The sequence below is a fragment of the Ancylobacter polymorphus genome (assembly GCF_030813495.1).
In the GTDB taxonomy this organism is placed as follows: Bacteria; Pseudomonadota; Alphaproteobacteria; order Rhizobiales; family Xanthobacteraceae; genus Ancylobacter; species Ancylobacter polymorphus.
Genome location: NZ_JAUSUI010000002.1, coordinates 130,130 through 151,087 on the forward strand (window position 1 = coordinate 130,130; position 20,958 = coordinate 151,087).

17 protein-coding genes are annotated in these 20,958 nt (G+C 70.3%); 8 read left to right on the forward strand and 9 right to left on the reverse strand.

Annotation, left to right across the window (positions count from 1 at the left end; genetic code table 11):
• Nucleotides 1-131 precede the first annotated feature (131 nt).
• On the forward strand, nt 132-989 hold the full coding sequence (locus tag J2S75_RS04890) for an alpha/beta hydrolase family protein (protein WP_307018709.1): 858 nt from the start codon (nt 132-134) through the stop codon (nt 987-989).
• Between the two features lie 84 nt (nt 990-1,073).
• Here the strand turns inward: J2S75_RS04890 and J2S75_RS04895 are convergent, their stop codons facing one another.
• On the reverse strand, nt 1,074-1,493 hold the full coding sequence (locus J2S75_RS04895; RefSeq protein WP_307018710.1) for a hypothetical protein: 420 nt from the start codon (nt 1,491-1,493) through the stop codon (nt 1,074-1,076).
• 281 nt (nt 1,494-1,774) lie between these two features.
• On the opposite strand from J2S75_RS04895, the gene J2S75_RS04900 reads away from it, so the two are divergent.
• The 6 genes from J2S75_RS04900 (at nt 1,775) to J2S75_RS04925 (ending at nt 10,556) form a co-directional block, all read left to right on the forward strand.
• Entirely contained in the window at nt 1,775-3,271 is a 1,497-nt protein-coding gene (locus J2S75_RS04900; RefSeq protein WP_307018711.1) for an FAD-linked oxidase C-terminal domain-containing protein, read from the forward strand.
• Nucleotides 3,271-4,692, forward strand: a complete 1,422-nt coding sequence (locus J2S75_RS04905) for an 8-oxoguanine deaminase (RefSeq protein WP_307018712.1) — start codon at nt 3,271-3,273, stop codon at nt 4,690-4,692. The genes J2S75_RS04900 and J2S75_RS04905 overlap by 1 nt, the downstream gene beginning before the upstream one ends.
• Nucleotides 4,655-6,037, forward strand: coding sequence for an FAD-binding protein (locus J2S75_RS04910; protein ID WP_307018713.1), 1,383 nt, complete (start codon nt 4,655-4,657; stop codon nt 6,035-6,037). Before J2S75_RS04905 ends, J2S75_RS04910 begins: the two co-directional genes overlap by 38 nt.
• 3 nt (nt 6,038-6,040) lie before the next feature.
• A complete protein-coding gene (gene glcF / locus J2S75_RS04915; protein WP_307018714.1) occupies nt 6,041-7,360 on the forward strand; it encodes a glycolate oxidase subunit GlcF in 1,320 nt (439 codons plus the stop codon).
• A 64-nt stretch (nt 7,361-7,424) separates the two neighbouring features.
• Nucleotides 7,425-8,423: an asparaginase gene (locus J2S75_RS04920; protein ID WP_307018715.1), complete on the forward strand. Its 999-nt coding sequence runs from the start codon at nt 7,425-7,427 to the stop codon at nt 8,421-8,423.
• 117 nt (nt 8,424-8,540) lie between these two features.
• Entirely contained in the window at nt 8,541-10,556 is a 2,016-nt protein-coding gene (locus J2S75_RS04925) for a methyl-accepting chemotaxis protein (RefSeq protein ID WP_307019148.1), read from the forward strand.
• 21 nt (nt 10,557-10,577) lie between these two features.
• Here the strand turns inward: J2S75_RS04925 and mbfA are convergent, their stop codons facing one another.
• The 4 genes from mbfA to J2S75_RS04945 form a co-directional block, all read right to left on the reverse strand.
• Nucleotides 10,578-11,534: an iron exporter MbfA gene (mbfA, locus tag J2S75_RS04930; RefSeq protein ID WP_307018716.1), complete on the reverse strand. Its 957-nt coding sequence runs from the start codon at nt 11,532-11,534 to the stop codon at nt 10,578-10,580.
• A 366-nt stretch (nt 11,535-11,900) separates the two neighbouring features.
• Nucleotides 11,901-14,057 (reverse strand): polyribonucleotide nucleotidyltransferase, encoded by a 2,157-nt coding sequence (gene pnp / locus J2S75_RS04935; protein ID WP_307018717.1) that lies wholly within the window; start codon nt 14,055-14,057, stop codon nt 11,901-11,903.
• A gap of 252 nt (nt 14,058-14,309) precedes the next feature.
• Nucleotides 14,310-14,579, reverse strand: coding sequence for a 30S ribosomal protein S15 (rpsO, locus tag J2S75_RS04940; RefSeq protein WP_244379988.1), 270 nt, complete (start codon nt 14,577-14,579; stop codon nt 14,310-14,312).
• A 214-nt stretch (nt 14,580-14,793) separates the two neighbouring features.
• The gene (locus tag J2S75_RS04945; RefSeq protein ID WP_307018718.1) at nt 14,794-15,120 is read right to left on the reverse strand and encodes a nuclear transport factor 2 family protein; all 327 of its coding nucleotides are present in this window, start codon (nt 15,118-15,120) and stop codon (nt 14,794-14,796) included.
• Between the two features lie 77 nt (nt 15,121-15,197).
• Between J2S75_RS04945 and J2S75_RS04950 the strand changes: the two genes are divergently transcribed.
• Entirely contained in the window at nt 15,198-15,569 is a 372-nt protein-coding gene (locus tag J2S75_RS04950; RefSeq protein ID WP_307018719.1) for a winged helix-turn-helix transcriptional regulator, read from the forward strand.
• A gap of 36 nt (nt 15,570-15,605) precedes the next feature.
• On the opposite strand, the gene truB is transcribed toward J2S75_RS04950, so the two are convergent.
• From truB to J2S75_RS04970, 4 genes are all read right to left on the reverse strand, one after another.
• Complete coding sequence (gene truB, locus J2S75_RS04955; RefSeq protein WP_307018720.1) at nt 15,606-16,613, reverse strand: tRNA pseudouridine(55) synthase TruB; 1,008 nt, start codon at nt 16,611-16,613, stop codon at nt 15,606-15,608.
• Nucleotides 16,610-17,041 (reverse strand): 30S ribosome-binding factor RbfA, encoded by a 432-nt coding sequence (gene rbfA, locus J2S75_RS04960; RefSeq protein WP_244379980.1) that lies wholly within the window; start codon nt 17,039-17,041, stop codon nt 16,610-16,612. Before rbfA ends, truB begins: the two co-directional genes overlap by 4 nt.
• Nucleotides 17,042-17,211: 170 nt before the next feature.
• Nucleotides 17,212-20,148, reverse strand: coding sequence for a translation initiation factor IF-2 (gene infB, locus J2S75_RS04965; protein ID WP_307018721.1), 2,937 nt, complete (start codon nt 20,146-20,148; stop codon nt 17,212-17,214).
• Between the two features lie 65 nt (nt 20,149-20,213).
• Complete coding sequence (locus J2S75_RS04970) at nt 20,214-20,936, reverse strand: RNA-binding protein (RefSeq protein WP_307018722.1); 723 nt, start codon at nt 20,934-20,936, stop codon at nt 20,214-20,216.
• Between the last annotated feature and the right edge of the window lie 22 nt (nt 20,937-20,958).

The window sequence follows — 20,958 nt, forward strand, 5'->3', positions numbered from 1 at the left end:
CCTTGCCCAAGCGGGAGGTACTGTTGCGTCCCTGCATCAGGCTTGCGGCAAAGCGGGGCGGTTCTAGAATCCATTTGCAAGGGTCAGGGCCCCAGAGCATGAAGACAGACGGTGTTTTCGGGATGTGTGACATGAAGTTCTCGCGGGTCTGGGCCGGCTGGCTCGCCATCGTTGCCGTTCTTGCCGTCGCCCTGGCCGTTCCGGCCCCGGCCCAGGCGCAGTCCAAGCCCAACACGAACCAGCCCCGGGTCTATCTGCTGCGCGGGCTCGCCAATATCTTCTCGCTCGGCATGGACGACCTCGCCGCCAAGATGCGGGCGCGCGGGATCGACGCCAGCGTGCATTCCTATGCCGATCTCGACACGCTGACCCGTTACGCCATCGAGCAGGCGACGGTGGGCAAGCGCCGGCCGACGCCGGTCATCATCATCGGCCATTCGCTCGGCGCCGATGCCGCCGTCACCATGGGCAACCGGGTGAGCGAGGCCGGCGTGCCGGTGCCGCTGGTGGTCACCTTCGATCCGGTGACGCCGATGACCGCCTCGCCCAAGATCGGCAAGGTGGTGAATTATTACCAGGCCGGTGGCTCGGGCAAGCCGGTGGCCGGGCGCCAGGTCGAGAACATCGACCTCACCGGCGCCGGCGCGCTGAGCCATTTCAACATCGAGAAGGCGCCGGAGCTGCACAACAAGGTCATGGGCATGATCCAGCGCCCGGCCCGCCCGCGCGCCGTGGCCGCCACGCCGAAGCCGAAGCCGGTCGACGCGCCGGCCGATGCCGCCGCCACGCCAGCGGCGACGCCCGCCGCTCTCCCGGCCGCGAGCCCGTCCGCCACCCCGGCGGCGACCCCCGCCGTGGCGCCGGCGACGCCGCCGGCCGCCACGCCCGCGACCCAGAGCGGCGCCGCCGCCCCGCTGGCGGGCGCCGAGACCGCCTCCGCCCCCAGCGCCGTGCCGACGGCGCCGGCCGGGACCGGCACGTCGAACTGACAGCGGTCGCACGCAGGTTCTGTACGCATCAAGACGGCGCGGGCCCGCAAGGCCGTCCGCGCCGTTGTCGTTCATGAGGCGATCTCAGGCCGGCTCCACCGAGAACACGACGAAGGTGTGCAACTCGCCCTCCTCGTCGCGCAGCGAGACATATTCGCCCGGCACGAAGGCGTGGTCGCCGAAGCGATAGCCGGTCTCGTCATCCTCGCTGGCATCCGCCTCATAGTCGAACACCCAGCTCGATCCTCCCGCGCCGCCGGCGCGATGCACCAGCCGCCCATGTTCCGGCGCCTCATTCGCCCAGAAGCGGGTGACGGTGCAGGCGGCGCGCTGGCCCTTCCAGGCCTCGGCGTCGATGCGGCCCGTGCCGTCCAACGGCGCAACGAATTCGTAGCCATGGCGGGCGCTGCCCTCGGGAAACTCTTTCGAGCGGGCGAGATGCAGGCGGATGCGGCTGAGCGCTCCGGCGTCGGCGTCCTCCGGGCGGGCGGTGAGCTCGTTCATGCGCGTCTCCCTTTGTGCGGCGGCCGGCATGGGGCGCGGCCGGCCGATGGTATCCTTGGGCACTGGCCTTACCCAGTGGAGGTGCGCAGCGCCTTGATCGCGCGCAAGGGGGCGTGCGCCGATACCGAAGCCGAGGGTCGGACACGACATATTCATCCTTGGTCTAGTTTTTTTACCATAGGAAGCTGACGCGCTTTTCCCTAGAATGGCTCGAAAGCGAAAAGGCTTTGCGCGGTCCTGCGGCCGCCCGGGCCGCACAAGACGCATCAGGGAGGAGTGCCATGTCCGGTCTCGTCATGCCGGCGCCGAAGGCGGATGTGCTGGCCCGCCGCGCCCGCATCGTCGCCGATCTGCGCGCCATCGTCCCCGGCGAGGGGGTGATCGATGCCGAGGCGGAGATGCGCCCCTTCGAGAGCGACGGGGTGACGGCCTATCGCCAGCTCCCGCTCGTCGTGGTGCTGCCCTCCACCACCGAGCAGGTGTCGAAGGTGCTGGCCTATGCCCATGCCAACGGCATTCCCGTGGTGCCGCGCGGGGCGGGCACCTCGCTGTCCGGCGGGGCGCTGCCGCTGGAAGACGGCATCCTGCTCGGCATGGGCAAGTTCAACCGCATTCTCGACATCGACTTCGAGAACCGCACCGTGGTCGCCCAGCCGGGCGTGACCAATCTCGGCATCACCACGGCGGTGGCGCATGAGGGCTTCTATTACGCGCCCGACCCGTCCTCGCAGATCGCCTGCACCATTGGCGGCAATGTCGGCGAGAATTCCGGCGGGGTGCACTGCCTGAAATACGGGCTGACGACGAACAATGTGCTCGGCGTCGAGATGGTGCTCATATCAGGCGAGGTCATCCGCCTCGGTGGCAAGCATCTCGATTCCGGCGGGCTGGACCTGCTCGGCCTCATCGTCGGCTCGGAAGGTCTGCTCGGCGTGGTGACGGAAGTCACGGTGCGCATCCTCAAGAAGCCGGAGACGGCGCGCGCCGTGCTGGTCGGCTTCCCCTCATCGGAAGCGGCGGGCGCCTGCGTCGCCGCCATCATCGCCGCCGGCATCATTCCCGGCGGCATGGAGATGATGGACAAGATGATGGTCCACGCCGCCGAGGCGTTTCTCGGCGCCGGCTACCCGCTCGATGTCGAGGCGCTGCTGATCGTCGAGCTGGACGGGCCGGAGGCGGAGGTGAACCACCTCATCGAGCGCGTGGCCGAGATCGCCGGCACGCTCGGCTGCCTGACGCTGCGCGCCTCCACCAGCGAGGAGGAGCGCGTCGCCTTCTGGGCCGGGCGCAAGGCCGCCTTCCCCGCCGTGGGACGGATTTCGCCGGATTATCTCTGCATGGACGGCACGATTCCGCGCAAGGCGCTGCCGCTGGTGCTGAAGCGGATGGAGGAGATGTCGGAGAAATACGGGCTGCGCTGCGGCAATGTCTTCCATGCCGGCGACGGCAATCTCCACCCGCTGATCTGCTACGACGCCAACCAGCCCGGCCAGCTGGAAAAGGCGGAAGCCTTCGGCGCCGACATCCTGCTGCTCTGCGTCGAGGTCGGCGGCGTGCTCACCGGCGAGCACGGCGTGGGGGTGGAAAAGCGCGACCTCATGCCGTCCATGTTCAATGAGATCGACCTCGCCCATCAGCAGCGGCTGAAATGCGCCTTCGATCCCGACGCGCTGCTCAACCCCGGCAAGGTGTTCCCGGTGCTGCACCGCTGCGCCGAACTGGGCCGCATGCATGTCTCGGGCGGCAAGCTGCCCTTCCCCGACCTGCCGCGCTTCTGATGGCGACGCTCCTCGTCCGCAACGCCACGGTGCTCGTCACCATGGATGACGCCCGCCGCGAGATATCCGGCGGCGGCCTGTTCGCGCGCGACGGGATGATCGTCGAGGTGGGGCCGAGCGAGAGCCTGCCGGCCAGCGCCGACGCGGTGCTCGACCTCTCCGGCCATGTGCTGCTGCCCGGTCTGGTGAACGCCCACCACCATCTCGACCAGACGCTGACCCGCGCTTTGCCCGCCGCACAGAACGTCAATCTGTTCCGCTGGCTTGGCGCGCATTACCGGCTGTGGGCGGCGCGCACGCCGGAGGCCTCGCGCACAGCGACGCTGGTGGGGCTGGCGGAACTCGCGCTGTCGGGCTGCACCACCTGCTTCGACCACGCCTATGTCTTTCGCAATGGCTGCGCGGTGGACGACCAGATCGCCGCCGCCCGCGAGATCGGGTTGCGCTTCATGGTCTCGCGCGGCTCCATGTCGCTCGGCCAGTCCCGGGGCGGCCTGCCGCCGGATGACTGCGTGGAGGACGAGGACGCCATCCTCGCCGATTGTGAGCGGGCGATCGCCCGCTATCACGACGCCGCGCCGGGTTCGCTGCTGCAGATCGCCCTCGCCCCCTGCTCGCCCTTCTCGGTGACGCCGGAACTGATGCGGGCGAGCGCGGCGCTGGCGCGGGACAAGGGCGTGCGGCTGCACACCCATCTCGCCGAGACCATCGACGAGGAACGCTTCACCCTGGAACGCTTCGGCAAGCGCCCCGTCGCCTATATGGAGGAACTGGGCTGGCTGGGGAGCGACGTCTGGTTCGCCCATGCGGTGCATGTGAACGCGCATGAGATCGGCTGCTTCAGAGGCGCCGGGGTCGGTGTGTGCCATTGCCCCTCCTCGAACATGCGCCTCGCCTCCGGCATCGCCCCGGTGCGGGCCTATCGGGCGGCAGGGGTCCAGGTCGGGCTCGGCGTCGACGGCTCGGCCTCCAATGACGGCAACAACCTGCTCACCGAGGCACGGCAGGCCATGCTGCTGGCGCGGCTGCAGATTAGCCTGCGCCCGCCCGAGGGGCCGGACACCACGCTCTCGACCTCGGACCCCTCGCGCGACGCGGAGTGGATGAGCGCGCGCGAGGCGCTGGAACTCGCCACGCTGGGCGGGGCTGCGGTGCTCGGGCGCAGGGATATCGGCGCGCTGGCGCCCGGCATGTGCGCGGACTTCTTCGCCCTGCGGCTCGACGATGTCGCCTTTGCCGGCGGCCTTGCCGACCCGGTCGCCGCCGCCCTGTTCTGCACGCCGGGGCGCGCCGCCTTCACTTATGTCCACGGTCGGCCGGTGGTGGCCCATGGCGAGGTGGTGACCATCGACCTGCCCTCCGTCGTGGCGGAACACAACACGCATGCCGCGCGGCTCGCCGCGCTTTCGGGAGTGGCTTGAGATGAGCGAGAGGCTGTGTCCGCGCGATGAGGCCGACGTGGTGGAGGCCGTGCGCTGGGCGGTGTCGAACGGGCGGACCCTCGATGTCGCCGGGTCCGGTTCCAAGGCCGGGCTTGGCCGCCACATCCAGACCGACGCCACGCTGGAGCTCAGCGGCCTTTCCGGTGTCACCCTCTATGAGCCGGAGGAGCTGGTGCTGAGCGCCAAGGCGGGGACGCAAGTGGCGGAGATCGAGGCGCTGGTCGCCGCGTCCAAGCAGATGCTGGCCTTCGAGCCGATGGATTTCGGCCCACTGCTCGGCCTGGCGCCGGGCGGCGGCACGCTGGGCGGGCTGATGGCCTGCAACCTCGCCGGCCCGCGCCGGCCGAGCGCCGGGGCGGCGCGCGACCATGCGCTCGGCATCCGCGCCGTCTCCGGCCGGGCGGAAGCGTTCAAGGCCGGTGGGCGGGTGGTGAAGAACGTCACCGGCTATGACCTGCCGCGCGGGCTGGCGGGCTCCTATGGCACGCTCGCCGCCTTCACCGAACTCACCATCAAGGTGCTGCCGCGCCCGGAGACGGTGGAGACGCTGCTGCTGCTCGGCCTCGACCCGGCCGCGGCGGCGGCGGCCATGAGCGCGGCGGTCGGCTCCTATTACGACGTGTCCGGCGCCGCGCATGTGCCGGAAGCGGTGGCGGCCGCGATTGCCGCCGTCGCCGGGGCGGGGACGGCCGTGACCGCCCTGCGGCTGGAGGGGGTGCAGCCCTCGATTCGCCACCGCCGCGGCAAGCTGGAGGCGATGCTGCGCACCCATGGCACGCTGTCCTTCCTCGACGCCGACGCGTCGCGCGGCTTCTGGCAGGCGGTGCGCGACGTGACGCCGTTTGCGGTGCCGTTGCCCCCCGCTCTGCCCGATCCTGCCCTCATGGCCGGGCTTGACCCCGCCACCCAGAGTGAAGCCGTGCTCCGGCCTCAAGGCCTGGGTCCCCGGGTCAAGCCCGGGGATGAGGGAGCACATTTGGAAAATCACCCCGCCCTCTGGCGCATCTCGGTGGCGCCGATGGCGGGGCCGTCCGTCGGCGCGGCGCTGCGCGAGATCGGCGCGCGCTGCCTTTATGACTGGGCCGGCGGCCTGGTCTGGGCGGAGATGCCCGGCGCCGAGCCGCAGACCGCGGCGGTGCGCGCGGCGGTGGCGGCGGCCGGCGGCGGGCATGCGACGCTGATCCGCGCCTCGGCGGCGGCGCGGGCGGCGGAAGAGGTGTTCCAGCCGCTCGACCCCATCACCGGCGCGCTGATCGCCCGGATGAAGAACGGCTTCGACCCCGGGCGCGTGCTGAGCCCCGGGCGCATCTATGCGGGAGTGTGAGCCATGCAGACGAACTTCTCCCTCGCCCAGCTGGCCGATCCGCAGACCGCACGTTCCGAGCAGGTGCTCCGCGCGTGCGTCCATTGCGGCTTCTGCACCGCCACCTGCCCGACCTATGTGCTGCTGGGGGATGAACTGGATTCCCCGCGCGGACGAATCTACCTCATCAAGGGCATGCTGGAGAACGACCGGCCGGCGACACAGGAAGTCGCCAAGCATATCGACCGCTGCCTTTCCTGCCTCTCCTGCATGACCACCTGCCCCTCGGGCGTGCATTACATGCATCTGATCGACCATGCGCGCGACCATGTGGAGGCGACCTATGACCGGCCGCTGATGGACCGGCTGACGCGGGCGCTGCTGGCGCGGGTGCTGCCGAGCCGCACGCTGTTCCGCCTCGCCATTGGCGGCGCGATGGTGGCCAAGCCCTTCGCCGGCCTGTTCGCGTCCATCCCCGGCCTCGCGCCGGTGGCCGCCATGCTGCGCCTCGCCCCCGCCCGGCCGGCGACGCGGTCGGCGGATGAGGGCGTGCGCCGCTTCGCCGCCCAAGGCACCCGCCGCGCCCGCGTCGCCCTGCTCGATGGCTGCGCCCAGCCGGTACTGCGGCCGGAGATCGACGCGGCGGCGATCCGCCTGCTCACCCGCTTGGGGGTGGAGATCGTCCGCCCCGTCGGCGGGGGCTGCTGCGGCTCGCTCACCCACCATATGGGCAAGGAGGAGCTGGCGCTCGCCAATGCCCGCGCCAATGTCGACGCCTGGATGCGCGAGATCGAGGGCGAGGGGCTGGATGCGATTCTCGTCACCACCTCGGGCTGCGGCACGACAATCAAGGATTACGGCCACATGCTGCGTACCGACCCGGCCTATGCCGAGCGCGCGGCGAAGGTGTCGGCGCTGGCAAAGGATGTGAGCGAGTTTCTCGCCGCGCAGGAGCTTCCCGCGCCGGTGATCGCACCGGGCATTCGCGTCGCCTATCACTCCGCCTGCTCGCTGCAGCACGGCCAGCGCGTGCGCACCGCGCCGAAGGCGCTGCTGGCTAGCGCCGGCTTCACCGTGCTGGAGCCGGCCGAAGGGCATTTGTGCTGCGGTTCGGCCGGCACCTACAACATCCTCCAGCCGGAGATCGCCGGCCGGCTGCGCGCGCGCAAGGTCGCGAATATCGAGCGCACCGATCCGCAGGTGATTGCCGCCGGCAATATTGGCTGCATGACGCAGATCGGCGGCGGCACGCGCGTGCCGGTCGTCCACACGGTGGAACTGTTGGACTGGGCGACCGGCGGGCCGATGCCGGCCGAGCTGGCGGGGCTGCGCGCGGCGGCGTGACGGGCTGACGGCGCGGCGGCGGGCGGTTAGGGTGGGATTTCCCCGCTGCGTCGTCAGGTCTTCCATGTCCTCTCTCCTTCCGCGTCCCCGTCTTCTCGTCCTCTCCCTCGGCGGCACCATCACCATGACCACGGCGCCCGATGGCGGCATCGCGCCGACACTGGGCGCGGCCGAGCTGGTGGCGGCGGTGCCCGGCCTCGCCGAGGTGGCGGACATCGAGGCGCGCTCGCCCATGAAGGTCGGCAGTGCCTCGCTGACGCTGGAGAACATCGCCGCCGTGGCGGGCGAGATCCGCGCCGGCTTCGCCGCCGGCATGGATGGCGCGGTGGTCATTCAGGGCACCGACACCATCGAGGAAACCGCTTTCGCGCTCGACCTGCTGGTGCCGGGCGAGCGGCCGGTGGTGGTGGTCGGTGCCATGCGCGGCCCGCAGCAGCCGGGCGCCGACGGCCCGGCCAATCTTCTCGCCGCCGCCCTCGTCGCCGCCAGCGACGCGGCGCGCGGGCTCGGCACGCTGGTGGTGCTGAATGACGAGATCCACGCTGCCCGCTTCGTGCGCAAGGCGCACACCGCGCTCACCTCCGCCTTCGTCTCCGACATGGCCGGCCCGCTCGGTCTGGTGGCGGAGGGGAGGGTGCGGCTGCTGACCCGCCTGGCGCGCCCGGCGCTGGCCTTCGACCCCGGCACGGCGCCGCTGCCGCCGGTGGCGCTCATCAAGATCGCCATGGGCGACGATGGCAGGCTGCTGCGCGCCGTGCCCGATCTCGGCTATGCCGGCCTCGTCATCGAGGGGGCGGGGGCGGGCCATGTGCCGGGCGCGCTGGCGCCGCTGGTCGGCGAGGTGGCGGCGCGCCTGCCGGTGGCGCTGGCCAGCCGGACGCTGGCGGGGCCGGTCTTCGCCCGCACCTATGGCTATCCCGGCTCGGAGATCGACCTGCTGGCGCGCGGCGTGCTTTCCGCGGGGCTGCTCACCGGGGTGAAGGCGCGGCTGCTGCTCACGCTGGCGCTGGCCGCCGGCGCCGACCGGGCGGCGCTGGCGCAGGCTCTGGCCGCCTATGAGTAAGCCCGCCGGCCGGCGGCGCTGAGCCCGCTGCCCACAACCACCGGCAAGACTGGCGCAAGCCACATGTCCTTTTGTGCCGCGAGGTAAAAGGACAAGTGGAGGTATCTCGTGGGCACGATGCGTCTCGGCATCGCGATGAAGCTCGGCATTGCGTCCGTGCTGCTCGTTCTTCTCTCCTGCGGCGTGCTGGTGAGCCGGCATTTCGCCATGGCGAGCATCGAGGAGGCGAACGAAGCCGCGGAGCGGCAGGCGACGATCCTGAACGAGAGCGAGGAAGTGGCCGATCTGCTGACCCGCATTCAGCTCAACGCCACGGAGATGCGGCTGTCCTTCGCCAATCCCAATAATGAGGCGCTGCTCGGCGCGGTGAACGCCGACATCGCGGCGGCGCAGGGCCGGCTCGACCGGCTGATGGCGCTGGAAACCCATGACGATGATCGCGCGGATTTCGTGAAGCTCAAGCAGCTGCTCGGCGCGTTCGGCGCCGTCACGGCGCAGGTGCATGATTCGGAGAAGACGCAGCAGCAGCTCGTCGAGGCCCGCCCGGCCCTCGCCATGCGGGCGCGCACGCACTTCTCCACGCTCGCCGGACAGATGCTCGAACTCGGCCAGACCGACATGGCCAGCAATCTCCAGCCGCTGGAACAGCTGGTGGACAACATCAATCTCGCCGCCTCCACCTATATGCTGGAAGGCGACGCCAAGCAGCTCAAGCGCCTCACCTCGATGCAGAACCGCGTCGTCACCATCCTCACCGATGTGCGCACGCAGATGGGCGACAACGCTCAGGTGGCGCAGACGGTAGAGACGGCGCTGAAGGATTTCGACGCCTACAGGCAGCTGATCGACGCCAATCTCGCCCAGCTCTCCAGCCGTACCGCCCTCGTCAATGACCGCAGCGAGCCTGTCATGCGCGAGGCCAACCAGGTGCTCGACCGCGTGGTGGCGGAGACGGCCGCGCAGGCCGACGAGGCGCGGGCGCTGGCCGACCAGGCACTTACCGACGGCATGACCCGCATTCTGGTCTTCTCCGCCATCGCCATCCTGGCGGCGGTGCTGGCCGGCGCCTATTCCTTCCTCGGCATCGCCCGCCCGGTGCGGGAAGTGAGCGCGGCCATGGAGCAGGTGTCCGCCGGCGATCTGGAAGCCGCCATCCCCCATGCCGGGCGCACCGACGAGATCGGCGAGCAGGCGCGCGCGCTCACCGTGTTCCGCGATGGGCTGCGCGAGGCGGAGGCGGCCCGTGAGGAGGCGCGCCTTCTCGCCAAGCGCGCCGCCGAAAACCGCCATGCCGAGATGCGCCAGCTCGCCGACCAGTTCGAGGCGGCGGTGGGCGCGGTGGTCGACATGGTCGCGACCGCCGCCAACGACCTGCAGGCGGCGTCCGAGGCGCTCAACGCCACGGCGGAGGAGGCGACCAACCAGGCCGGGGCGGTGGCGGCCGCCGCGCAGCTCGCCACCTCTAATGTGCAGACCGTGGCGTCGGCGATGGAGGAGCTTTCCGCCGCCGCGCAGGAAATCGGCGACCGGCTGCAGCATTCCACCGTCATGACCGAGCGGGCGGTCGGCGAGGTCGCCGCCACCAGCGGCCAGATGAACGAGCTGAAAGCCTCGGCCGAGCAGATCGGCACCATCACCGGCCTGATCGACTCCATTGCCGGCCAGACCAACCTTCTGGCGCTCAATGCCACCATCGAATCCGCCCGCGCCGGCGAGGCCGGGCGCGGCTTCGCCGTGGTGGCGCAGGAGGTGAAGGCGCTGGCCAGCCAGACCGCGCAGGCGACCGCCGGCATTTCCGAGCGCATTTCCGGCATTCAGGAATCGACCGGGGGCGTGCAGGGGGCCATTGCCGGCTTCAGCCACACCATCACCGAGTTGCGCAACGCCGCGGCGGCGATTTCCGCCGCCATGACCGAGCAGCACGCCACCACCTCGGAAGTCGCCCGCTCGATCCAGCAGGCGGCGAGCGGGACGCAGGAAGTGACCACCAACATCTCCGCCGTCCAGCGCACGGCGCAGGCCTCCGCCGCCGCGGCGCACCGCGTGCTGACCTCGGCGCGCGACCTGTCGCTGCAGGCGGTGACGCTGCGCCGCGAGGTGCACAGCTTCGTCGACATGGTGCGGGCGGGCTGAGACCCGCCCGCGAGCGCCCCTTCACGAACTGCCGATGAGGATGCCGGCGGCCAGCACCAACAGGCCGCCGAGCACCACCTGCACCAGCGCCGAGCCGAAGGGCGTTTCCATATAGTGGGTGCGCACATAGGCGATGGCGGCGAGCTCGACGGCGACGACGACGCCGGCGACCGCCGTGGCGGTCCAGAAGTCCGGGATGAGATAGGGCAGGGTGTGGCCGAGCCCGCCCAGCATCGTCATCACCCCACAAGCGAGGCCGCGCGGCCACGGACTGCCGCGCCCGGTGATGGCGCCATCATCCGACAGGCCCTCGGTGAGGCCCATGGAGATGCCGGCGCCGATGGAGGCGGCGAGCCCGACGAGGAAGGCGGCCCAGGAATCCTGGGTGGCGAAGGCGGCGGCGAAGATCGGCGCCAGGGTGGAGATCGAACCGTCGATCAGACCCGCCAGGCCCGGCTGGACGATCTGCAGCACGAAGACGCGGTGAGCGGCTTCGTCCTCATGCACGCGGGCGCCGCTGGTCTCGATCTGCCCGCCGAGTTCGTGCGCCAGCGTCTCATGCGCGCTTTCCGCCTCGGCGAGGTCGGCGAGAAGCTGGCGGGTGGCGGCGTCGTGGGCGCGGGCGGCGGCCTTGATGTAGAATTGCTGCGCCTCGTATTCCATCACCTCTGCCTGCCGGCGCACCGCGTCGATGCGCAGCGTGTCCATCAGCCAGAGCGGGTTGCGCTTGAGAAAGCCCTTCACATCCTGCCGGGTGATGTAGGGCAGGGCCTCGCCGAAACGGGCGACATAGAGCTGGTGCAGCGCGTGGCGGTGGCCGTGCTCCTCCTGCGCCATGCGCTCGAACATCGCCGCCGTGGCGGGATAGTCCGCCTTCAGCCGGCTGGCGAACTGGAGGTAGATGCGGGCATCCTCCTCCTCATTGGAAATGGCGAGGGCGAGGATTTCCGCCTCGCTGAGGTCGGAGAAGCGTTTCATGGCCGGGCCCCATAAAGATTGGAAGTATTCTAATCTTGATACGCCGGCGGTGTCGATTGCCTGACAGGCAGGGCAGGCTTGTGCGGGACGCGGGGGCCGGCGCTCCGTTGTCCGCGGCGCCCGGAGAAATGGTTGCGTCGTCCTGCGGCAGGATGCTTCGAGGCCGGCCTGCGGCCGGCACCTCAGCCTGACGGTGAATGCCGTGAACGGGGACACGAAAACCGCGAAGCCGGGAGGCACGTCATCCTGAGGTGCGCGCGCAGCGGCGCCCGAATGAAAACGGGGCGCCCAGGGCGCCCCGTTCCTTCTCGCAGCTGGCGCCAAGGGCGCCCCGCTCACAATCCTCAAACGCCCGAAGGCGGCGGATCACTCCGCCGTGGCGGCCTCGCCATCCTCGGCCTTGGCCTTGGCTTCGAGGTCCTCGCCGGTCGCCTGGTCGACGACCTTCATCGACAGGCGGGTCTTGCCGCGCTCGTCGAAGCCGAGCAGCTTCACCTTCACCTTGTCGCCTTCCTTGACGACATCGGAGGGCTTGGCCACGCGCTCCTTGGCGAGCTGCGAGACGTGCACGAGGCCGTCCTTGGCGCCGAAGAAGTTCACGAAGGCGCCGAAATCGACGACCTTGACCACCGTGCCCTCATAGATGTGGCCGATCTCCGGCTCGGAGGCGATGGACTTGATCCAGTTCAGCGCCGCCTTGATCGACTCGCCCGAGGCGGAGGCGACCTTCACCGTGCCGTCGTCCTCGATGTTGATCTTGGCGCCGGTCTTCTCGACGATCTCGCGGATCACCTTGCCGCCCGAACCGATCACTTCGCGGATCTTGTCGACCGGGATCTGGATCACCTCGATGCGCGGGGCATGCTCGCCAAGCTCGGAGCGGGCGCCGGTCAGCGCCTTGCTCATCTCGCCGAGAATGTGGTGACGGCCATCCTTCGCCTGGGCGAGGGCGACCTTCATGATCTCCTCGGTGATGCCGGCGATCTTGATGTCCATCTGCAGGGCGGTGACGCCCTTGTCGGTGCCGGCGACCTTGAAGTCCATGTCGCCGAGATGGTCCTCGTCGCCGAGGATGTCGGAGAGCACGGCGAACTTCTCGCCCTCAAGGATGAGGCCCATGGCGATGCCGGCCACCGGGCGGCGCATCGGCACGCCGGCGTCCATCAGAGCGAGCGAGGTGCCGCAGACGGTCGCCATGGAGGAGGAGCCGTTCGACTCCAGGATCTCCGAGACGGCGCGCAGCGTGTAGGGGAATTCATGCGCGGGCGGCAGCAGCGGGCGGATGGCGCGCCAGGCGAGCTTGCCATGGCCGATTTCGCGGCGGCCGGGCGAGCCCATGCGGCCGGTCTCACCCACCGAGAAGGGGGGGAAGTTGTAGTGCAGCAGGAAGCGCTCCTTGTAGGTGCCTTCCAGGCTGTCGATGAACTGCTCGTCCTCGCCGGTGCCGAGCGTGGCGACCACCAGGGCCTGCGTCTCGCCGCGGGTGAACAGGGCGGAGCCGTGGGCGCGCGGCAGAACGCTCGCCTCGGCGACGATCTGGCGGACGGTCTTGGTGTCGCGGCCGTCGATGCGGATCCCCTCGTCGAGGATGTTCCAGCGCACGATCTTGGCCTCGAGCTCCTTCAGCACCTCGGAGAGGGTCTGGGAGTCCGGCACGTCCTTGCCTTCGGCGGCGAGGGCGGCGTAATGCGCCTTGGCCTTCGCCTTGGCATTGGCGACCGCCTCGTAGCGGTCCTGCTTGCGGACGATCTTGTAGGCGGCGCGCAGATCGGCGTCGATCAGGGCGCGCAGCTCGGCTTCCAGCGCCGAATGGTCGGGAGCGCTGAACTCGCGCGGCTCCTTGGCGGCCTTCTCCGCGAGGCGGATGATGGCGTCGATGACCGGCTGGAAGTGGCGGTGGCCGAACATGACCGCGCCGAGCATCACCTCTTCGGAGAGCTCCTTGGCTTCGGATTCGACCATCAGCACGGCGTCGGCGGTGCCGGCGACCACGAGGTCGAGCGCCGATTCCTTCAGCTCGTCGAGCGTCGGGTTCAGCACATATTCATTGTCGATGAAGCCGACGCGGGCGCCGCCGATCGGGCCCATGAACGGCACGCCGGAGAGGGTGAGGGCGGCCGAGGCGGCGACCATGGCCACGATGTCCGGGTCGTTTTCGAGGTCGTGCGAGAGCACGGTGACGACGACCTGGGTGTCGTTCTTGTAGCCTTCGGCGAAGAGCGGGCGGATCGGACGGTCGATCAGGCGGGAGACGAGGGTCTCCTTCTCGCTCGGGCGGCCTTCGCGCTTGAAATAGCCGCCGGGAATGCGGCCGGCGGCGTAGGTCTTTTCCTGGTAGTTGACGGTGAGCGGGAAGAAGTCCTGGCCGGGCTTCGGCGCCTTGGCGGAAACGGCGGTGGCGAGCACCGTGGTGTCGCCATAGGTCGCGAGCACGGCGCCATCAGCCTGGCGCGCCATGCGGCCGGTCTCGAGGGTCAGCGTGCGCCCGCCCCAGTCGAGTTCCTCGCGGTGAATATCGAACATGTCTGTCTCTGGCTTTCCGAAGCGGGGCCATGGGCAAGACGGCGAGAGACTCGGGGCGGCGGGTGCCGGCGCGGCGGGGCCGCGGACCCGCGAGTCTCCGGCGATCCTGCCATGGCGCGCCGCTTCACTGTCGGTCGCGGCGAGCCCCATGCCCGCCGCATCATGCGTCTTCAGCGCGGCGGGTCCTCCGCCCGCGCCGTCGTCAATGCGCACGAGGCCCGCGCCTGTGGGGCGCGAGCCTCGCGTCGTGCCTCAGCGGCGGATGCCCAGGCGCTGGATCAGCGCCTTGTAGCGGGCTTCCTCGGTCTTCTTGAGGTAGTCGAGAAGACCACGGCGCGCCGACACCATCTTGAGCAGGCCGCGACGGGAGTGGTTGTCCTTCGCGTGGCCCTTGAAGTGGCCGGTGAGGTTGGTGATCCGCTCGGTGAGGATCGCCACCTGCACTTCCGCCGAACCGGTATCGCCCGGCTTGGTGGCGTATTCCTTGATGAGCTCCTGCTTGCGCTCGGGAGTGATCGACATCGGGCAAGTCCTTTCGTGACTTTAGGTGAAAGGCGGCGCCGGGCCGGGAAGGCCGGAAGGGCGCGCCGGGTCCGCAGATTGGCCGGGCCGGGATGTCGTCCAGCGCGGTCAAAGAACTACGGTCGCGCGGACAGGGGGTCCGCGACGCGCCGGCACCATACACGAAAACGGCGCAGGTGCTAGTGGAAGCTGCGCCGGCGCCGCCCCGCGCTCCTCAGGGCGCGATCTCCAGAAGGGCGATATGCGCGCCCTCCAGCGTGAAGCCATAGCGCAGAGTCACCGGGCTGCCGGGAAAATTGCCGACGACATGCGCCGTCACGATGAGGCGCTCGCCATCCGGCTCCACGCTTATCGGTTCACTCGTGTACTCATAGGCGGCGGAAGCCTGCCGCTTCCAGGCCGCGATGGCTTCCGGGCCGCGGTGAAGCCGGCCTTCGTCCTTCACCACGCCCTCCGGCGTGAAGCAGCGGGCGACGGCGGCGGGTTCGTCGCGGTCGGCGCGGAAATAGGCGGCGATGGCGGGGGGAAGTTCGACACTCATCCGGGCGGGCTCCGATGGCGGCGGCGGGCGCGCGCCGCGCGGTTGCGGGGCCTCCGAGATGAGCTTAGGCTAACCAAATGACAAGTACGCACGAAAAAGTAAGCCCATTACCCCAGAGTAAGGCTGCCGCCTATACGCGCGAGTCGGCGGCCTCCGGCGTCGAACAGGCGCTGAAGCTGCTGGAAGGGCGCTGGAAGCTGGTGATCCTGTTCCACCTGTTCGGCGGACGGGTGCTGCGCTTTTCCGATCTGGAACGGGCCATTCCGGCGATTTCGCAGAAGATGCTGGCGCAGCAGCTGCGGCAGATGGAGGGCGACGGCATCGTCCGGCGCGTCGTCTATCCGCAGGTGCCGCCCAAGGTGGAATATGCGCTCACCGAGTGGGGGCAGGCGCTGTGCCCGGCCCTCGACGCGCTGCTCGCCTGGGCGGCGGCGCGGCCGGCGGAATGAACCACCCGCGCCTGCCTTTCTCGTGAGGCGGTCCGCCTATTTCGCGGAATGGAAGATCCGCTTGGGGTGGATCTCCCCGGCTTCGGCCTCGCCGAGGGCGATGAGGCGGCCGCCGGCGGTGATGGCGACCGGGCCTTCCAGCACCGGCGCGTCGCGCCCGCGCAGGATGATCGGCTGGCCATGGGCGAGGCGGGCGGCATCGGACGAGGACACACGCAGCGCCGGCAGGCTGTCGAGACCGATTTCCACCGGGCGCAGCGCGAACAGCGGCGGGGCGTCGTCCATGGATTCGGAGACCTCGCGCAGCTTCGCCAGCGGCACCAGATCCTCTTCCGCGAAGGTGCCGACGCGGGTGCGGCGCAGGGCGGAGATGTGGCCGCGCGCGCCGAGCGCCCGGCCGAAATCGCGGGCCAGCGAGCGCACATAGGTGCCCTTGCCGCATTCCGCCTCGAACACGGCGTGGTCGGCGTCGGGCTGCTCGACCAGCTCCAGCGAATGGATGACCACGGTGCGGGCGGCGAGCTGCACCTCGATGCCGTCGCGGGCGAGATCATAGGCGCGCTCGCCATTGATCTTCAGCGCCGAATAGGCCGGCGGCACCTGCTCGATCTCGCCACGGAAGCTCGGCAGCAGGTCGAGGATCGCCTCGCGCGTCGGGCGCGCCTCGGAGGTCTCGACCGGCTGGCCCTCGCTGTCGTCGGTGTCGGTCTCGATGCCCCAGCGCACGGTGAAGCGGTAGACCTTGCGCCCGTCCATAACGAAGGGAACGGTCTTGGTCGCTTCGCCGAGCGCAATCGGCAGGCAGCCGGAAGCGAGCGGGTCGAGCGTGCCGGCATGGCCGGCCTTCTTGGCCTGGAACAGCCATTTCACCGCGCCGACCGCCTGGGTCGAGGTCATGCCGACCGGCTTGTCGAGCAGCACCCAGCCATCGACATCGCGCTTGGGCCGGCGCTTGCGCGGGGCCTCGCGGCCGGTCTCCACCGGCGCGGCCGGCGGCAACCCGGCGTCCTCGGTCGGGTGGGCGGAATCGAGCGGGGCGCTCATGCCTCGTCCTCTCGGCTGTCAGGAGTGTCGGTGTCGGGGCCGTCGAGGTCGCGCTGCACCTGCGGCAGGCGCAGCAGCGCGTCGATGCGCGCGCCCTCCTCGAAGGAGGTGTCGATGCGGAAGCGCAGCTCGGGGACGAATTTCAGCTCGACCCGGCGGGCGATCTCGCCGCGCAGCGGCTTGGCATTGGTCGCCAGCGCCTCGATCGCCGCCTTCGGGTCTTTGCCGCCGAGCGGCATGACATAGCAGGTGGCGATCTTGAGGTCCGGGCTCATCCGCACTTCCGGCACGGTGATCAGCACCTTGGCCAGAGCCGGATCGGGCAGGTCGCCGCGGGCGAGAATGTCGGAGAGGGCGTGGCGCACCAACTCGCCCACGCGCAGCTGGCGCTGGCTCGGGCCGGCGCCCGAACTCGCTTTGTTCTTCATGTCATCAAACCTTCAGGGCCCCGCCCGCATAAGGCAGCAAGGGGCCGACCGTGACCGGAGCGAACGGGCTTGGACCGCGCGCTCCCGTGGAAAGGCCGCGCCCGCGTGCGGGAGCGGCCTGAATGTGCCGTGAGCGGCGGCGTCGGCCGCCCGGCTCAGAGGGGGCCCGCTCAGAGGGTGCGCTGCACCACCTCGACGCGGTAGCACTCGATGACGTCGCCGGCGCGCATGTCCTGGTAGTTCTCGAAGGACATGCCGCATTCCTGGCCGGAATGCACCGTGTTGACCGCATCCTTGAAGCGGTTGAGCGTCGCCAGCTTGCCTTCGTGGATGACCACGTTGTCGCGGATGAGGCGGACATGCTGGCCGCGCTCGACGATGCCGTCGGTGACCAGGCAGCCGGCGACCTTGCCCACCTTGGAGACCGCGAAGATCTCCTTGATGAGGGCGTTGCCGAGCATGGTCTCGCGGTTGACCGGGGCGAGCAGGCCACCCATCGCCGCCTTCACGTCATCCACGAGGTCGTAGATGATGTTGTAGTAGCGGATCTCGATGCCGGCACGCTCGGCCGCGTCACGCGCTTCCTTGTTGGCGCGGACATTGAACGCAATGATCGCCGCGCCGGCCGTCTCGGCCAGCGTCACGTCGCTCTCGTTCACGCCGCCGGCACCGGAGTGGATGATGCGGGCCTGCACCTCGTCGGTGCCGAGCTTTTCCAGCGAGGAGATGATCGCCTCGACCGAGCCGGACACGTCGCCCTTGATGATGAGCGGGAATTCCTTCCGGCCGGTGGTCTTGGCCTGGCTCATCATCTGCTCCAGCGAGCCGCGGACGGTGGCGGAACGGGCCGCCGCCTTCTCGCGCTTCTGGCGCTGGCGATAGTCGGTGATCTCGCGGGCGCGGGCCTCGTTCTCGACCACGGCGAGGCGGTCGCCCGCCTCCGGCGTGCCGTTGAAGCCGAGCACTTCCACCGGGAAGGACGGCCCGGCATCGCTGACATTGTTGCCCTTGTCGTCGATGAGCGCGCGCACGCGGCCCATCTCGGCGCCGGCGACGACGATGTCGCCGACATGCAGCGTGCCGCGCTGCACCAGCACGGTGGCGACAGGACCGCGGCCGCGGTCCAGCTTGGCCTCGATGACGGTGCCTTCCGCGTCGCGGTTGGGGTTCGCCTTGAGGTCGAGCACTTCCGCCTGCAGGCTGATGAGCTCCAGCAGCTTGTCGAGATTGGTCTGGGCCTTGGCGGAGACCTCGACTTCCAGCGTGTCGCCGCCGAGGCTTTCGACCTGAACCTCGTACTGCAGCAGCTCGCTGCGCACGCGCTCGGGCTTGGCGTCCGGCTTGTCGATCTTGTTGATCGCCACGATCAGCGGCACCTTGGCGGCGCGCGCGTGATTGATGGCCTCGACCGTCTGCGGCATGACGCCGTCATCGGCCGCCACCACCAGCACCACGATGTCCGTCACCTTGGCGCCGCGCGCACGCATCGCCGTGAAGGCGGCGTGGCCGGGCGTGTCGATGAAGGTGATCTTGCCGCCGAGCGGCGAGGTCACCTGATAGGCGCCGATGTGCTGGGTGATGCCGCCGGCCTCGCCGGAGACGACATTGGCCTTGCGGATGGCGTCGAGCAGCGAGGTCTTGCCGTGGTCGACATGGCCCATGATGGTGACGACCGGCGGACGGGTCTCGAGGTTCTCCTCGGTGTCCGCCGTGTCGAACAGGCCTTCTTCCACGTCCGATTCGGCGACGCGGCGCACGCTGTGGCCGAGTTCCTCGGCGATGAGCTGGGCGGTGTCGGCGTCGATCACGTCGGTGATCTTCACCATCTGGCCCTGCTTCATCAGCAGGCGGATCACGTCGACCGCGCGCTCGGCCATGCGGTTGGCCAGCTCCTGAATGGAGATGGTTTCCGGGATGGTCACTTCGCGGGCGATCTTTTCCTTCGCCTCGACATGGCGATGGCCGCTCATGCGCTGGGTGCGGCGGCGGAACGAGGCGACGGAGCGCTGGCGCTCGTCATCGGCCGACTGGGCGTTGACGACGGTCAGGCGGCCGCGGCTCTTTTCCGGGCCGGCGGTGCGGGTCGGCTTGGCCGGAACGGCGGGACGCGCCGGGGCGCCACCGGGGCCGCGACGGGCCGGACGGCGGTCGTCCTCCTCGGCATCCATCGGGCCGCGCGGCGTTGCGACACGCGGTGCGCCGGGAGCGGCGGCCGGGGTCTGCGACGGGCTGGCGGGCGTGGCGGCGCGCGGGGCCGGGCTCGCCGCCGCAGCGGCAGGCTGGTCCTCGCCGAAGCGCTTGCGCGCCTCCTGCTCGGATTTGCGCTTGGCTTCCTCGTCGAAGGCGCGGCGCGCTTCTTCCTCGCGCTTGCGGGCCTCGGCGGCCTCACGCTCGATCTTCTCGCGCGCCTCGCGCTCGGCGCGGCGGACGGCCTCGATTTCGGCGCGCTTGCGTTCCTCGACCTCGCGGATGCGGGCATCCTGCAGGGCGGCGGCGCGGGCGCGGGCCTCCTCTTCCGTCAGGGTGCGAAGCACCACGCCGCCGGGGCGGCTGCCCTGCGGCGCCGGACGGGGGCTCGACAGATTGGCGCCCGGGGAAGGCTGGGTGCGCAGCGGCGGCCGGCCGGAAGACGAACCTGCCGGCGTGCTCGACGCCGCGGGGGCGCTGGCCGCCGGGCGGGCGGGGGCGCCCGCGCTCGCGGCCGGGCGTGCCGGTGCGCTCGCGGCCGGACGGGCCGGCGCGGGGGCCGCCGGTGCCGGTGCCGGTGCGCTCACCGCCGGGCGTGCCGGAGCGGCGGCAGCCGCCGGGGCGCTGGGAGCCGGACGTGCGGGCGCGGCCGGAGCGGCCGGAGCCGGACGGGCGGCCTGCGCGGCGGGCGGAGCGGATGCCGGCGGCGAAGCGGGCGCGGCCGGGGTCGGGGCCTCGGGCTTGTCGCCCGGGCCGAGCACACGGCGCTTCACCTTCTCCACCACGACGGACTTGGACCGCCCATGGCTGAAGCTCTGGCGGACGACGCCCTGCTCGACAGGTCGCTTGAGCGTGAGGGTGGTCTTGCCGCCCTGTCCGACGCCCATCGTCTTCTCGCCCGGGTTCTTCGTATCGGTCATTCGGTATCCGTTCCTGTACCTTCCCGCCTCATGCGGGAAGGCCCCACTATCGTCGGCCAGCCTGCTTATTCCGCGCGCCAGCCTTCGAGCCGTTTCATTCGCGCGAGGAACCCCGCGCTCGTCGGATGCGCGAGCAGCGCAGCATGTACCACATTTGCCCGCCCAAGCGCCAAGTCCAATTGTGTTCCCGGCAGGCTGCCGATGCGGGCAATTTCCCGTCCGTCAGCCTCGCCGATCCGCCGCGCCAGCGCGTCGAGCTTTCCCACCCCGTCCGGGGCGGCTTCGCTCGCATGCACAAGCACCGCGACCTTCCCGCTCTGCAGCGCCTCGATCACCTTGGCGTTGCCCGTCACCACCTGCCCCGCCTTCTTGGCGATGCCGAGGGAGGCGAGCGCATCCTTTTCCAGGAGCTGGCCGACGAGATCGGACAGTTCCGGGCCGGCACGTCCCTTGCCCTTGAAGGCGCGGGAAAATGCCTTCCGCTTCAGCGCCTCGGCCAGCACGGCGCGCCGTGCGGTGAGCCAGGCGCCACGCCCGGGCAGCCGGGCGTGGATGTCCGGCACCACCGTGCCGTCCGGCGCCACGACGAAGCGCAGCAGATCCTCGACCGGCCGCACCGTCCGGCTGGCGATGCACAGCCGTGTCGGGGCGCGGCCCGCATCCGGCAGGCCGGCATCGGTGAGCCCCACATCCGCCTGATCGGCGTCCGTGAAGCCCGCTTCGGGGCCGGTGTCCGCCGGTGCCGCCCCGTGAGGGGCCGTCTCCTGCGGGGCCGTCTCGTCCGTCACCGTCGTCTTCCCTTCGGTCGCG